We start from the raw sequence: 14,845 nt of genomic DNA on the forward strand, positions 1-14,845 counted from the left end.
GTTCTTGTTTCGGATGCCGGACGGAGACGCTGCCGGTCCGGATTGACGGGGTGTATGCAATGAATCCGCTGTTCATCGCACTGTACGTGGCGATTGCCTATTTCCTGGTAATCATCGCGTTGTGGAAAACGGGACTTGCCTCGAAATACAATATCAGCTTTGCCGGACCCATACTGATGCTCAGGACTGAAAGAGGGAAGAAGACACTGGACTCTGTTGCACGACCCAGGAAATTCTGGCTCTTTTACGGAGCACTCTCCCGCATCATATTCATAATCGGAATGGTGCTGATGGTTATGCTCCTTCTCTGGGAAGCGACGCTTGTATTCAGCATACCAAAACAGAGCGTTCCGGCGCCACAGACATATCTGCTGCTGCCCGGTATAAATCCGTTCGTTCCCGTGGGATACGGCATACTGGGCCTGGTTGTTGCCGTTGTATTCCATGAGCTGTCGCACGGCGTGCTTTCAAGGGCGCAGGACATAAAGGTGAAGTCGATGGGCGTCCTTCTGCTCATCCTCCCGATAGGCGCATTTGTTGAGCCGGATCAGGAGGAGCTTGAAGCTGCCTCGCCGTCCAGGCGGATAAAAGTTTTCGGCGTCGGGCCCGCAACCAATATGGTATTCGCGCTCGTCTTCCTCCTGATCCTGGTCTTCCCGCTCATGGGCACGGCGACACCCATTCACAGTGGCCTTGTGGCCGATGCGGTTTACACCGATTCGTCATCCTACGCAGCAGGCATAAGGCAGTGGGGCGAAATCATATCCTTAAACGGAACAGCACTGTCAGGCGCATCCCAGTTCTACGGCATAAACGGACTTGTGCCCGGAAAGAACTACAGCATGGAGTACATACTGAACGGCAGATACCACAACGGGAGCGTGACGGCAGGAGTCGTTGTCACCGGCACAATAGCGGGTTCGCCGGCAAAGGCGGCGGGAGTCATGCCGGGTTCCATCATCTACAGCATGAACAACACGGTCATTTACAACTACAACCGCCTCCTCGCCACATTCCAGAATACAACACCGAATGAGACGGTGCCCTTTGTTTTCATTCAGCATAACGGAACACGGCAGAGCATGAACATCAGGCTGTCAAGCGAGGCTGCGGTCGAGGGGATAACGCCGAAGGGGAAACAGATCGGTTTCCTTGGCATCTACCTCGCCTACATGGGCATGGAAGTGACGCCGTCGGCGCTGCTTGTGGGCCTGCTGAAAAACCCGTTCTATGGCGCCAACTCCATTTCAGGGTATCTGCAGAGCGGGCTCCAGTTCCTTCTTTTTCCGTTCGAGGGATTGTCCCCTGTTCCTGCCGGGATACAGTCCCTTTTTACCGGAACAGGTGTTGCATCCCAGTGGTTCTGGATTGCCGTCAACAGCTGCTACTGGATCTTCTGGATTAATTTGTGGGTCGGCCTTTTCAACATGCTGCCCGCCATACCGCTGGACGGCGGCTACCTGTTCAGGGATAACCTCAGGATCCTGCTGAAAAAAGTTATGGCCGGTGCAAGCGACGAAAACAGGGAAAGGGTGGCGCTGAGGGTTACATCGCTTTTCTCCGTTCTCATATTCCTGCTCATCCTTTGGCAGATAATAGGACCGCGCCTGCTTTACATCTGACCTGATACCTCCAATGCGCAGGCAGCGCAGGAATCCGGCAGCCACTGGAAAAGTATTTGTTATCATGTCTGCATACAGAACAGGATAAAATTGTTCAGCCCTGAAAAACAGCTGAAGGAGATAATAATCGAGGAGCTCAGGAACGAGCCTGTGTCAATAAGCGCTCTCGTGAGAAAACTGAAGGCCAAGGGCATCAACATGCACCGCCTTGTCCTGACAGGATATCTAAGGGCGCTTACAGATACCGGAATGATAAGGGAGAGGGCTGTTCCTCCGTCGAAAATATACATACCGACTTCAGGAAAGGACATAACAATCTACGAAGCGGTGGCGGACGCCTGCCTGCAGAACGGCCTTGATCCGAGAACTTCGAGCGCCGTCGCCGTCTACACGCTGGAAAGGCTCTTCCACAGGCCCGTGTTCAGGAGGGAGCTCAGCGAGATGCATTTCTCTGAGACACCGGAACTCAGGCCCGCGCCCGCCATGGTGGCATCGGAGTCCAGAAGAATACTGGCAAAATCCGGCTACAGGATACCGGAAAGCGAGCCGGCCTACATAGTTGAAGGGGATTACGACCAGGCGTTCAGAAGCGTACTGCTTTCGCTCGTCTCCACAGGCTTCAGGATATCGCATCTTTCACTCGACACGAAGCAGCTGACACTATAGCTGCCGGACCGGCGGAACAAACCAGGCCGCCTGCATCGTCGGCCACTTCAGCAATGGTGTACAGTGCGATTCTCGACCCCGCTTCCCGCCGAGCGTGCGTAGTCCGCGGTAAGGATGCTCCCGTCAGGGCCTGGCCTGGTGCCCGCGATCATTCCGGGAGTCACGCCCCTCCGGGCATGTCGTCCCGGCTCCTCGCGCCCCGGCGGACGAAGCCTCACTGTCACACACTGGGCCAATGCTGTCATGGTTACGCCTCTGCAGGCTGTCACCCCCGCTATCGACGATTTCGGTGTACAAGGGCACGCCGAGCGCCCCGGTCAAGCCTGGCGTCTGAAACAAGATTGAGACAATATATAACCAATTCGTTCCGATGCGCACGCGCAGTGGCTGTCAGACGCCGCCCTCGTCGGTTTTGTCCTCGAATTCCCTGGACACGCCGGAAACAAGATCCAGTCTTACGCGCAGCTTGCCGTCTTCGAAGAAGATGTATGCGTTCCTGACGACCGAGATGTAATAGTTGATTCGCTTTCCCTGCTGCGACAGCCTTCTCTCCCTGCATTCAATCAATCCGTATTTTTCAAGCAGCTTGATCCTTCTGTAGCAAGCGGCAATGGGTATGCCGTAGACGGCCGAGAGTTCCTGGGCTGACTTGGGAACCTTCATTATTGCGGTCATTATCTTTGCCGCATATTCGTCCGTCAGCAACTGGGAATATATGAATGGCGTCATCTGAATGCTGCCGCCTGATGATGCATGATGCCTCCATTATGAACTTAAATCTTTATTTAACTACTTAAATAAAACCCAACTGCCGTCTTTGAGCGGACGGCCGCGGACTGAGGGTGGGGTGCCGCCATATTTTCACCCCGTCAGGAAACGGGAACGAGATTCACCGGCAGGTTGTCGTCCATTGCCGGATCGGGCAGCATGCCGTAAAACTGGGTGAAAGGCTTCATACCGTAAAGAACGACTGTCCCCTCTATGTTTTCGAGTTTTATGTGCATCAGCGATATGTCGCTGAGCCACTGGAGATAGAGCCTGCTCGAGCTCAGAGCCTGCGCAACCATGACATGCTTTCCCCTCCTGATTGCACCGACATGTTCCACCAGACCGTCAAGCAGGCCGCTGTCGTCCTCCTTTCCATACATTGATTCGAGTATGTCGAATCCGAGAAGGGAGAGGAAAGGATGGTTCGAATCAGAGAGATTGTATTCTATGGTCTCCCATTTGAGATCCGTCAGAAGCTTGTTGCCTTCCAGGGATATCAGGTACGGAATGTCTGTGGGCGCGGCCGAGCTCTGCTCGAATATGCGCACGTTCTTTTCAAACCTGCCCTCGCCTATCATTCCCGAAATCCTGTCGTGCAGGAGGTCATAGCTTGCCTTCCTGGAGGGAATCCATGCCACGCCGTTGTTCCTGGAGGCAAAACTGGCTACCAGCGCGTCCTGAATTATGTCAGAATAGACGGACGGCACGTTTGCGCCAACCTCGATAAGTGTGACACTGCCGTAAGGAAGGCCACCGAAAATCCTGTCGAGCTGAACTGATCCGAATGATGCTGTTTCCGTGCCCGGATTCTGTACCGACCTCCACTTTCTCTCCGGCTGCTGAATCTGGTTGGGGGAAGGAGGGAATGTTTCGAGTCTTCCGTTGACAAGCGTGAACATGTACTTGTGCCTGTCAACCTTCACTCCCCTCAGTTTTTCAAGCTGCATTATCCTTCCCCTGCGTCCGGCGAGTTCCCTTGTTGACAGTGAAACCACACCGTCGCCAAGGTAATCCATATGCGTGCCCCCGGCCGATTCCAGAACGTAAACGACATTTGCGCCGGAACCTTCCACTATGTCCTTCTGTATCACTGTGAGTAACCTCTCGGGGGGAATGTCGTACTTCTCCCCAAGCCCGTCAATGCTGTCTATCACCACGAGGCTGCGTTCGGGGAGCCTCTCCTCAACCCTGTCATATGCAACCTCCAGCTCAGGCAGGAGCCTGCCCAGGACAAGGTCCACGGAGCCGCTGTCGAATGAAATACGTGTGGGCGACACTTCTTCCGATGCCGAGATTGAGCCTTCTTCGATCTGGCCCTCAAGCCTGTGCAGTTCCGTTCTGTCAACTGTGAGCTTTTCGTCCGACTCATTGAGAGCCCTGAGCAACTCGACAGCCGGCCCCAGGTCCGTCATTTCTGTCTGCTTCACCAGATCCGCTCCTTCAGGATCCACACGCTTCACGGAAGATGTCATGTGCAGGAGAAATGCCTTGCCCGCCTTCAGTAGTTTCACCTTTTCCGTTGTTTCCTTCAGCCACGGAAACTGCCTGAACAGTGATTCGTCTGAAACCCTGGAGGAAAGGTAATACTGATTTTCACTGCTTGCCATCGTCTCGATCAGCTGAAGGGCGAGCGTTGTCTTCCCGGTTCCTGCTTCCCCCTTGATTACAAGCGAATGCCCTCCTGGAGCTTCCATGAACTTGAGAAGTTCGGGAGGAAGGGCCCCATGTCTTTCAGCGTAGTCCATTTTGTAACATCCTGCCCGCAGGCAAAGGGTATAGATTCTGCCTGAATTTGAAACCATTGGCCCGCGTTTACATTTCAGACTTTCCAATCCACATAGTATATCTTCCTGTCAGATTCTCAAACAGAGCAATAAATCGGCCCCGCTGAAGCAGACATCATGAGCCGTCATCGTGGCGGGCGCACCCGGGGAGCTGAAAAACTGTCCTGTTTTGATGGAAACACTATTAATGGTCTACTGAATCTCAACCTGCGGAACCCGCATGACTGTATGTGCACTCGACTTCCGTTACGGAAGGGAGGAAATGAAGGCAATATTCAGCGAAGAGGCAAAGATACGGTACATGCTGAAGGTGGAAAGTGCGCTAGCGAGTGCGGAGGCTGAGCGCGGCCTTATTCCAAAGCAGGCTGCAAGGGCCATTGGTTCGGCAGTCGCAGGTGATTCGGTCAAAATCGAAAGGGTAAGGGAGATTGAGGCTGAGATAAACCACGACGTAATGGCAATGGTCAGGGCGCTTAGCGAGGTGTCGGGGAAGGGATCTCCCTACGTGCATTATGGCGCGACATCGAATGACATCATCGACACATCCACTGCACTCCAGCTCAGGGAGGGAATCGGGCTCATCAGAAAGGGCGTCATAGAACTGGAGCGCGTGATTGCGAAGAGGGCGATGGAGGAAAGGGCTACCGTGATGCTCGGCAGGACACACGGTCAGGCTGCGCTGCCGATTACATTTGGACTGAAACTTGCCGTCTTCCTTTCTGAGATTGACAGGCAGCTTGAAAGACTGGAAGAGTGCGAGAAGAGGGCCGTCGTTGGCAAGATGTCGGGAGCAGTCGGTACTGGTGCCTCCTTCGGCGCCGAATTCTTCAGGCTGCAGAGCGGCGTCATGAAGAAACTCGGTATAGGATATGAGGAGGCGAGCAGCCAGATCGTGGGCAGGGACCGATACGCAGAGCTCGTTTCAGTCCTGTCGAATCTGGTCACCACATGCGAAAAGATGGCAACCGAAGTGAGAAATCTGCAGAGGACTGAAATAGACGAGGTGGAGGAATATTTCGATTCCGCCAGACAGGTGGGCAGTTCCACCATGGCACAGAAGAGGAATCCGGTGAAGGCGGAAAACATATGCGGTCTCGCAAGGATCGCGCGTGCATTTGTCACACCCTCCCTGGAAAACATGATACTGTGGCATGAAAGGGATCTGACCAATTCCAGCGCCGAGAGGATAATTCTTCCGCATGTAATGGTCCTTGCCGACGATATCGTTTACAAGACATCGGATTTGTTCCGGACACTTCTCGTGAAAAGGGAAGTGATGCGCAGAAACATAGAGAATGTCAGGGGTATCGTCATGGCGGAGAGATTCATGCTCAGGCTTGCAGACAGTTACGGAAGGCAGGAGGCGCATGAAATCATCAGGAAGATTGCCATGAAATCGGAAGAGAAGGGAATAACATTCGGAGACGCATTGCTGTCATCTGCAGAGGTGATGAAGGTCCTGAGCAAAGAGGAGGTCATGGAACTCCTGGATCCCGACTCCTACACAGGGCATTCGGTTAAAATAACGGAAATGGTTGTCGAACGTGTCAGCAGAACGAGGTCGCTGAACATATCTTCTGCGAGGCATTCAGCCAATGGATAGACAGCTTTGGGCCCATAGATCAGTGGATGCTGCAGCGGCAGCCGCTACAGATCGCCGCCTTCGCAAGGCGGAGGCCGCGGGTTCAAATCCCGCTGGGTCCATATAATCTATTCGTCGAGTAATATATTTGCCATCGGTGCGTTAGCCTCATTGTGACTTTCCGGAGCAAATACGATCATTTGTTGAAAGACAACAGGTTTCGCGATTGTTCGAGAACCTGAAAGCAAAATCAGTCCTTGCAGCAACAGTTTATCTTCGCAATCTCGGCCATTAACCCATAACTCCATCAATTGTGAATAATAGGTATCTCCAGCTTGTTTATGATCTCTCTTGTCTTCTTCGGTATCTCCGTCATTATCCATTGCCCATCGACGCTGAGCATCTGGACCCTTGACAGATGCTCGAGCACGTCCATCGGCGAATACTTATTCAGCATATCGTGTGAAGCAAGCAGTTTGTGTATGCGGTATTAGAGCACCATGACAATGAAATTGACGACCAGCCAGCCGTTCAGCTGGCAGTCGTCGCGCATGCACGAGCGGTCTGCGTGTACAATGTTCTTGAATGTGTCATAGAGCTGCTCTATGTCAACCCTTGACTCCAGCAGCTCGAATATGCGCTCCCCCTCCTCATCCAGGTCTGTGATCACTGCAATGGTGCCCATCCTGTGCTGTGCCTGGAAGTAATCCCTCATCGCCTTGTGTTTCCTTCTCCCCTTCTCCCTGTTCCATACGCTCGTGACCTTTTAGGGATAGTACCTGTCACCACGCCTGATCACATGCGTTCCTTTCGTCCTGTGCTTCAGAACCCAGTTTGTATGAGTCATATTAGGGAAGTGAATAGTAAATCCACTAAGTGGATTCTTTGGTTTCACGAAGGAAAACTGCTTCACAAGACGCCCATTATGCAAAAACCCACGGAGCTAACGTTTAACCTGAGAGACGCGGCGTCAGATGTATAGAGCACTGTTATGAAGTGTATCAAACACGAATTCTCGTGCGAAGAGAGCCTTAAACCATGCCAGACGATCAGATGAAACTGGCCTATCTTTACTTCTGTGGATCTACTTGAATGCACCTTACTTTATACATGTGATGCTTCAACTGAAAATATAGGCGGGAGAATATTGCTGATGCAGGACCAGCTGTCACCTGCATTTCTGCTGTAATACAGATGTCCTGTAGTGGTGCCGAAATATATCCCGCAGGGATCTTCCCCGTCCGCCTTCATGCCATCCCTGAGCACTTCGAAGTATGCAACCTTCGGTATACCGCGGTTCAGAGGAAACCATTCGCCGCCCTCGTTGTCGGAAGCCCAGACACTGAAGCGGCCGTTTTCAGGTATTCTGGAATAGTCTCCTTCAAGAGGAGCGACGAAAATCCGGGAACCTCCGGAATCGTCTATTGCAATCGGGAAGCCAAATCTTGACGGCAGATTGCCGGTTATTTTTGTCCAGCTCTTCCCGTTATTCCTGCTGCGAAAAACACCGCAATGGTTTTGCTGGAAAAGAGTATCCGGTTTTTTTCTGTTTCTGACAAGTTTGTGAACACACTGACCGAAAACAGGGTACTTCTTGGCACCCGGAAAGAAATCCGCCAGGACGTTCCTGTTCTGAAAATCCCAGTTGTCGCCGCCGTCAGAGCTAAACAGGGTCCCGACAGCCGAAATACCAACGTGGAGGCTGCTCTCATTGCGATCATCAGGCAGAATGGTGTGCAGGCAGAGACCCCCGTTTCCTGGTGACCAGTCTTTCCTCGTGCTGTGGTTAAGGAGTCCCTCGTCTACCTGCCAGGTTTCTCCTCTGTCATTGCTTTTGAAAAGACACGCAGGTTCAACACCCAAATACAAACGCTCCGGTGCACTCTCATTCCCGGGCCTGATGTTCCATACCCTGGCAACCGAGAGGCCGGAACTTTCGGGAAATCTTGGCGGACTTTTGCTTTCCTTCCAGCTTTCACCCAAATCATGGCTGATGGAAACAGTCGGTCCCCACTGTTCACTGTTTACAGATGCGAGGAGCGTCCCGTTTCTCCTGTCATATGTGAAATGATATATCTGCTTTCCACGGAAAAACGGTCCTGACGCCTTCCATGATCTTCTGCCGTCCTTGGAACGGAACAGAAATGCGCCTTTCTTGGTTCCAACCATCAGCAATATTTCGCCAGGCACCTTTTTCATTTTTCTGCCAGCCATAAATTTCAGCCTCCTGCAACCGATGGCAGTATTACCACTTCCCTGGCACCAGAGAGCGAAGTACTGACACCATCCCTGCTCCTAATATCCTCACTGTCGACAAAAATATTCACATATCTGCGCACCTTGCCCTGATCATCCAGCAGGCGCATCGATATTCCAGGAAATCTGGAATTAAGTGCATCAATCAGTGCCCCGACAGAAGATATTTCCCCAAACTCCAGTTCACAGACCCCGTTGGTATAATCCCGGAGGTGAACGGAAAGAATCACACGAATGCCTTGGCCCTTCATACCTGGTAATCACTCACAGCCTTGTTGAATGTCATATTCAAAAAAATCGGCTTCCACTTGATGCACCAGGCAAATTTTAGATGGAATCGTGCTGCCACCTAATAAAACATGCTCAGCAAAAATTACTAAATTCGTAGTCATCAATCTGTCAAAAATCGGATAAATCGGATGTAACTACTCAGAATCCCGGCTATCAATTTTGAGTGATTCCTGTCCTGTAATCGCCGACAAGCGATGACAGGACTGTGGATATGAAGTCCTGTTTCCTCTTTCTGCAGGTGCGGTATACAGACAGGATACATTCGAGTGCATGTGCTCCATCCCATGTCCTCCTTCCGCCGCTTATCTTGCGGTGGAGTACACCGTGCCTTATCGCATTCTCGGCACGATTGTTGTGCCATGGTACACCTCTTTGCCTGAGGAACGTGAAGAGCATTCCGAACCGCCGCCTGAGCTCGGCGGCAATGTGTGCAGCATCCCCATCCCTCCATCTTCTGTCAAGCAGGGCAGAGAGCGCCCTGCTGGCAATTGTGAACGCCCTCTTCCTTGCACAGTTGGATTTGTCCGTTGCGTGTACGGCCCTTGCGAGTATTCTCCTGACACCGTCAGCGAAAGATATGAACTCATCCGGCGGTCTGCCACGCCTGGTGAGCATGGGTGGTCTGTTTCCGAGTAGCGGCCTCGGCTCAATGCCGTGCCTGACTTCAGCCCTTTCAATCCATCTGTTGACGTGAAGCAGGTCAAGCTGGTGCTTTGCAGTTGTTATGGCGTTGTACGGTTTCCAGTCGTCATGGCATAATGTGCCTGTGTATCCTGAGAGCAGTTCGAGTGGAACCGCCTTTCCCCTCGTGTTTGCCACACGGTAGACGACAGACGAGTTTGTTGCTATCACCCACAGCCACCCGTTATCTCCTCCGATCCTGAGCCTGGTCTCGTCCGCGCCTGCATTCCCGTGCCTCTTCAGATTCTTCTTCAGTCTGCAGTACAGTGGTTCGAGCGATGATGCGACCCACCGTTCCATTGAGAGTACTGTCGCATCGCTCATCTCAATGCCATACGACTCCCTGAGCATTGTCCGCACACTGCCTATGCTCATTCCAAGCATGCGCATGTGCGACATGTGCGATGCAAGCACAGGACCGAACTGTATGCTGGGAGGGAAGGGTGACGGCGCAGTCACCCTGCTGTGGCAGTTCGGGCAGCGGTATCTGTTGAGCATGAGTTCATAGACAACTGGTTTGGGCGGCGGTATGTCTGTTATTGTCCTTGAAAGCACGTCGGAGGGTTCACCGAGCGGTGAACCACACGCAGTGCATCTGTCAAGGGATATGATGACAGGTGCGGAGTTTGTTTCCGGTCTCTTCCTGCCACGGCCATCATGGCCGGGCTGCCCTCCCGGCTTCCTGTTCGTGTACCTCGGCCGGTGGTAGAATATCCTGCTCGTGGGCACACCGCCGGCCTCTGCTGTTCTGTCGGATGATGAGAGCATCTGGGGTGTGCTCTCAAGCTTTCTTATCCTGTCGTTGAGGCGCTTGTTCTCTTCCCTGAGTTCTTTCAGCTCCTTCTTCAGTTCTCTGTTCTCCTCCTCCATCTTCTCGAGCCGTCGGAACTGCCTGAGAAGTTCCCTTTTCTCTTCCTTTGTGAACGTGAGCTTTTCATCATCTTCGAGCAGGAAGACAGAAGGCTGTTTCGCGGTGAGTCACCGCGTAGGAGTAATGGCGATCCTAGTTATATATCTATGTACGATTTGAATAAAAATAAACAATGCAGAGCGGGAGAAGAGTGTTCATCCTTCTCGTTTACCGAAAACGTGAGCTGTTACAATCGGATAATACACGCTTTTGCCTGAAAAGTAAAACCGCTATTGAAAGTCAGTAGTGATAGGAGGTAGCTCCTGCGCCGCGCCTTGTTGCAGTTCAATCCACTGTGTGGGGATACGGTCATTTCCCGGCACATGTCCGTAGAGACCTGATCCCAGTGCGACCCTTTAGACAGAGAAAGATTGCAGGAAAAGCAGGGAGATCGCCAGTTGTGGAGGCTTGCAGCTGCGCTGAGGAAGAAAGATGTGTTCCTTTGCCACGAGTATAGGAAGTGACCCGAACTCCTTCAGAGGAAGGAGTGAAATGTCTGCCGTAAATAGCCTCCTCAGGATCCTTGTGTTTTCAAAATCCTGAGCTCATAGTTGCCAGTACTGCGAAATGTTTCTCCAAGCGCTTCGATAGCGAGTTTTTCAGCATTGACGGTGGTCATCTCCCTGTATTTGGTTTCAAGCAGACTGGTTGCATCGTCAGCCCCGGAACCCATCGCTGCCGCTTTGTACTCGGAAATACCTCCTGCAGGATCTGCATAAAAAATTACAGGCTTTTCAAGCAGACTGCCTATCAGAAATCCGACACCGAGAGGTCTCTTATTGCGCTCGTAAAGAAATGGCCTGTATGCCCGCCTTATTGACTCCTTCAGCTGCATATTGTTGCGAGGTTTTGCCTCCCTGATAACATCGATTACGAGGTTTCCGTCTGCAATGAGGCCGCTGTAGGTCAGGATGACACGTTCGCCTATCTCGAAAATTTTCCTGGTATCCGTTCTGAGTGGTTGAAGTTTCTCAGGTACCGGCTTGCCGCAGCAGATGAGCACCCCATCTTTACATGATATACCGACAGAGGTGAAACTCCTGATCACAGCATTCCTCGCATACTCCAATTGATATATTCTGCCTTCAGGGGAAAACACCAGCTCATCGTCGTAATTTCTGGACATCAGATTGATAGAGCTCATGTACTGTATGAGAGCGGCTCTTGCGATCTCCGCTTTGTTAGTAAAGAGACCGTTCTTTACAGCCGCGTCCAGATACCTGTCGACCTCTTCCGCCACCTGGATCCTTATTTCTGTCATATCCAATTAAACTCCATTTAAACGTATTGGTAACGTATGTATGATGTATTTAATATTTACCATACAAGCAAAGCTTGTCGTTATCCGGAAGACTTGAGGGAAGTCCTTCGTTTGTCGAAACAGGCAGGAAGGAAGTCGCTCGAAAAAGGTGTAGGGATTGAGCATGATTTCACGCCTGGCCTTGACCTGACGCACATGGTGACATAAATTCATGAAACAGACGTCGTTCGGTGAATAATGCCTAATACCGGATTGAGACGAATCTCTAAAAACTTCATTCCTTGAACAAGGACGATTGCTTCCGCAATACTACGGCAAACGCGCAAACATGGTCCCGAGCTTGATTATGACTCTCAAAGATCATTTGTCCTGACGAGTGTGGCAAAATGATCTCCAGAATGACAACGTTCATGAAATAAAAATCGCATCCCTCGTAACAGCACGTTTCAAATAATTTCAATTATCTTCGGCGTACGATGAGCGGAAACAGCGTCAGTTGGATGCCGTCGCCAAATTTCAATAGCCGAGAGGGAAAACAGATTGAGATGATTGTGGTGCACCACACGGCGATTCCGACAGCCGACGAAACTATCAGACTGTTCCTCGACCGTAATTCCCGCGTCAGCGCACATTACGTTCTTGGAAAAAACGGGGAAGTAATCCACATGGTTAGAGATGAGGACAGGGCGTGGCATGCGGGTGTCAGCAGATGGAAGGGCACTGACAACTGCAACGACTATTCAATCGGAATTGAGATTGTGAACAGGGGGGACGGAAAAGACCCTTTCACATCGGAACAGTATTACGCTCTCACTGAACTTGTGGGAAGACTTGTGTCAGAATACGGCATAAAGAAAGACATGGTCGTCGGACACAGGGACATAGCACTGCCGCCGGGAAGAAAGATTGATCCGGCAGATAATTTCGACTGGTCCAGACTTGAGAAATACGCCGACAGAAGCGCTGTGGTCGAACTGGCAAACCAGATGCAACTTGATTACATAAGAGACCGCGGCGGCAATGTCACGGTCGATTGATGACCTGAACGGCGTAATTAATCACATGTTACAATTCGCAATATGTGAGTGTGATATACACATATTGCTTTTTGGCGTATGGAGTGCGGAGGCAGGAGATACGATGCTGTCGCATAAAACATGTGACTCCTTCGGGGAGACTGATGAAATTCGTTGTCAATTTCAGGAACAGGGTTCAATTCAGAATTCGTGTTCTTCTGCTGCTGACCGGATTAGTGCGCAGCACCGGTTTTTCTCAACACTTGTAAAAGCGGGTTGATGATTTGATGCATATTGGTCTGGACCGACTGAAAGCAGAATTTTAAATCAGAAAGGCAGTGAAGGCAAGAGAGGCAAATATCACTATATGGCCGAGGAGACCCAGCCTGAGTATGTGCATTCCCCTTGCATCGAGTTCACCCTTGCGGAAACTTTTCGCTGCGCCCGCATATATGCCCATGTAGATTGAAAGGAAAGCACCTGCAAACAGTATGACCGCGATGAGTGCGCTGATGACCATTCAGGCAACCCCCAGCACTGCAATATGCGCCATAATGAAGATTATTGCGATCTGGAAAGCGGCCTGTACCCCTGCCAGTTTAACGTTGAGCATGTTCAGCCTGATTATCCTCTGCTGGTCCGGAATGGGCTTCGACACCTCTACGAATATCCGTATACTGTTCGGAAGGAATATGCCGAAACCCTGCGCCGTGAGCACAATGACAACAATGCCCGCTGCTATTATCCATGGGGATGTTAGAACAAACATACCCAGCCTTTCCGCAAGATAAATACCGGCAACTATCGCAACGGAAGCAAGCGATGGCACGGCAAAGAAATTCAGTGGTGTGAGTCTCTTTGCGACTTCCACCCTCATCTGCGGTTCAAGCGTCCTGAAGATCATGGACATTATCAGACCCATGAAAAGATCGAATCCGGTCCAGACAGCGCCAGTTATAACGTGAACATACTCGAGCAGAACTAGACTTTTGATTGAAAGAGCGACAATGAGAACGGCGGGGGGGATTATACCCAGAATAAAGCTCCAGCGGAGGAGAGACCCGGTATATGACGGGAAGCCAACATTCGCCGCTTCCGTCCTTTCGGTATTCGCCCCATGCACTTCGGCAGTCGCTGTTTTGCTTGCCAACAAGTCACCTTATATCAGTGGTTGAATGAAGGATGTAAACTGCGTTTAAAAGAGTTTTCAGTACCTGTGCCGGCTCGACAGTCCCCTTACCCTGTGCATTACTCGGGTGAGCGGTCTTTAAAGTCAGCCCTGCCGCGCTTCCCTGCAATCTGGGCAAACGTCATCCCACTCACCGCGGAAAGGTCATAGTTGTTCGCATCGTAGCCTTTTTCGGTCCACTCGTCCTTGTGCTTTATGAGTAGCCACGTCTCTCTTCCAGGAATCATGGACGTCCTGACAAGCGCGAACGATCCGTTCAACTTTTTGCCGTAAAGGCGAAACTTCAGGTTACCCTCCTCAAGCTCCCGGGCTGCAGTTTCCTGCTCATCCTGAAAAACGCTTACCTCACGTCTGATTCCCCTGGCTGTTTCCACCTCAGGTCTGTAAGTCCCTTCGTCCCATATCATCACGGTTCCTGCACCGTTGACCCCCGCGCCGATGACGCCCTCAAAGTGTCTGTATTCGAGGTCATGGTCGTCAGTACGCATTGCAAGACGTTTGACAGTGCTGTCGAGGGTCGGACCTTTGGGAACAGACCACGAAGGCATTGTTCCGCCTATTTCCAGACGGAAATCGTAATGCAGCGAGGTTGCCTGGTGCTTTTGCACAACGAATGCCAGTTCATGGTTTCCTGAGATGTTTTCCCCCATATCCATCGCCCTGCTGGCGATACTGTCAGGAATCATGGGAATTTAAAGAATTGTTCGCCCACGTCGCCACTGAAAACATCACCGCTCCGGAACAGGCACATACGCTCCTGCATTCTGCGACCTACCGCCCGTCAGTTGGTAAAACCTGCACCTTGTGGCTGCTTGCTCT

The 14,845-nt window shown here is 51.5% G+C and carries 15 protein-coding genes, 1 tRNA gene and 1 other RNA gene; 5 read left to right on the plus strand and 12 right to left on the minus strand.

Annotated elements, in window-relative coordinates; genetic code table 11:
* Nucleotides 1-59 precede the first annotated feature (59 nt).
* The gene (locus KIS29_07000; GenBank protein MBX8640067.1) at nucleotides 60-1,622 is read left to right on the plus strand and encodes a site-2 protease family protein; all 1,563 of its coding nucleotides are present in this window, start codon (nucleotides 60-62) and stop codon (nucleotides 1,620-1,622) included.
* Nucleotides 1,623-1,712: 90 nt separating this feature from the next.
* A complete protein-coding gene (locus tag KIS29_07005; protein ID MBX8640068.1) occupies nucleotides 1,713-2,288 on the plus strand; it encodes a hypothetical protein in 576 nt (191 codons plus the stop codon).
* A 19-nt stretch (nucleotides 2,289-2,307) separates the two neighbouring features.
* Here the strand turns inward: KIS29_07005 and ffs are convergent.
* The 3 genes from ffs to KIS29_07020 all read right to left on the minus strand — a co-directional run bounded on the left by ffs (nucleotide 2,308) and on the right by KIS29_07020 (nucleotide 4,801).
* Nucleotides 2,308-2,617: signal recognition particle sRNA (gene ffs, locus KIS29_07010), an RNA gene on the minus strand.
* A 61-nt stretch (nucleotides 2,618-2,678) separates the two neighbouring features.
* On the minus strand, nucleotides 2,679-3,017 hold the full coding sequence (locus tag KIS29_07015) for a winged helix-turn-helix domain-containing protein (GenBank protein ID MBX8640069.1): 339 nt from the start codon (nucleotides 3,015-3,017) through the stop codon (nucleotides 2,679-2,681).
* A 140-nt stretch (nucleotides 3,018-3,157) separates the two neighbouring features.
* Nucleotides 3,158-4,801: a hypothetical protein gene (locus KIS29_07020; protein MBX8640070.1), complete on the minus strand. Its 1,644-nt coding sequence runs from the start codon at nucleotides 4,799-4,801 to the stop codon at nucleotides 3,158-3,160.
* A 259-nt stretch (nucleotides 4,802-5,060) separates the two neighbouring features.
* Here KIS29_07020 and KIS29_07025 point away from each other — a divergent pair, with 259 nt between their 5' ends.
* Together KIS29_07025 and KIS29_07030 are read left to right on the plus strand one after the other, a co-directional pair.
* Nucleotides 5,061-6,443 (plus strand): adenylosuccinate lyase, encoded by a 1,383-nt coding sequence (locus tag KIS29_07025; GenBank protein MBX8640071.1) that lies wholly within the window; start codon nucleotides 5,061-5,063, stop codon nucleotides 6,441-6,443.
* 8 nt (nucleotides 6,444-6,451) lie between these two features.
* Nucleotides 6,452-6,544: transfer RNA gene (locus KIS29_07030), tRNA-Ala, on the plus strand.
* Nucleotides 6,545-6,729: 185 nt separating this feature from the next.
* On the opposite strand, the gene KIS29_07035 is transcribed toward KIS29_07030, so the two are convergent.
* From KIS29_07035 to KIS29_07060, 6 genes are all read right to left on the minus strand, one after another.
* A complete protein-coding gene (locus KIS29_07035) occupies nucleotides 6,730-6,879 on the minus strand; it encodes a hypothetical protein (GenBank protein ID MBX8640072.1) in 150 nt (49 codons plus the stop codon).
* A gap of 33 nt (nucleotides 6,880-6,912) precedes the next feature.
* Complete coding sequence (locus KIS29_07040) at nucleotides 6,913-7,137, minus strand: hypothetical protein (GenBank protein ID MBX8640073.1); 225 nt, start codon at nucleotides 7,135-7,137, stop codon at nucleotides 6,913-6,915.
* Nucleotides 7,138-7,526: 389 nt separating this feature from the next.
* A complete protein-coding gene (locus KIS29_07045) occupies nucleotides 7,527-8,636 on the minus strand; it encodes an exo-alpha-sialidase (protein MBX8640074.1) in 1,110 nt (369 codons plus the stop codon).
* A gap of 5 nt (nucleotides 8,637-8,641) precedes the next feature.
* Nucleotides 8,642-8,929, minus strand: a complete 288-nt coding sequence (locus KIS29_07050) for a MoaD/ThiS family protein (protein ID MBX8640075.1) — start codon at nucleotides 8,927-8,929, stop codon at nucleotides 8,642-8,644.
* A 193-nt stretch (nucleotides 8,930-9,122) separates the two neighbouring features.
* Nucleotides 9,123-10,520, minus strand: coding sequence for an IS66 family transposase (locus tag KIS29_07055; protein MBX8640076.1), 1,398 nt, complete (start codon nucleotides 10,518-10,520; stop codon nucleotides 9,123-9,125).
* Nucleotides 10,521-11,074: 554 nt separating this feature from the next.
* Nucleotides 11,075-11,827 carry a hypothetical protein gene (locus KIS29_07060; protein MBX8640077.1) on the minus strand — a complete coding sequence of 251 codons (753 nt, stop codon included), beginning with the start codon at nucleotides 11,825-11,827 and terminating at the stop codon, nucleotides 11,075-11,077.
* A gap of 470 nt (nucleotides 11,828-12,297) precedes the next feature.
* On the opposite strand from KIS29_07060, the gene KIS29_07065 reads away from it, so the two are divergent.
* Nucleotides 12,298-12,858 (plus strand): N-acetylmuramoyl-L-alanine amidase, encoded by a 561-nt coding sequence (locus KIS29_07065; GenBank protein ID MBX8640078.1) that lies wholly within the window; start codon nucleotides 12,298-12,300, stop codon nucleotides 12,856-12,858.
* A 301-nt stretch (nucleotides 12,859-13,159) separates the two neighbouring features.
* Here the strand turns inward: KIS29_07065 and KIS29_07070 are convergent, their stop codons facing one another.
* The 3 genes from KIS29_07070 to KIS29_07080 form a co-directional block, all read right to left on the minus strand.
* Nucleotides 13,160-13,357: a hypothetical protein gene (locus tag KIS29_07070; GenBank protein ID MBX8640079.1), complete on the minus strand. Its 198-nt coding sequence runs from the start codon at nucleotides 13,355-13,357 to the stop codon at nucleotides 13,160-13,162.
* A complete protein-coding gene (locus tag KIS29_07075; GenBank protein ID MBX8640080.1) occupies nucleotides 13,358-13,987 on the minus strand; it encodes a hypothetical protein in 630 nt (209 codons plus the stop codon). It lies immediately after the preceding gene.
* 98 nt (nucleotides 13,988-14,085) lie between these two features.
* Nucleotides 14,086-14,712: a hypothetical protein gene (locus tag KIS29_07080; GenBank protein MBX8640081.1), complete on the minus strand. Its 627-nt coding sequence runs from the start codon at nucleotides 14,710-14,712 to the stop codon at nucleotides 14,086-14,088.
* Nucleotides 14,713-14,845 lie beyond the last annotated feature (133 nt).

The organism is Candidatus Sysuiplasma jiujiangense, from assembly GCA_019721075.1.
Taxonomy (GTDB): Archaea; Thermoplasmatota; Thermoplasmata; order Sysuiplasmatales; family Sysuiplasmataceae; genus Sysuiplasma; species Sysuiplasma jiujiangense.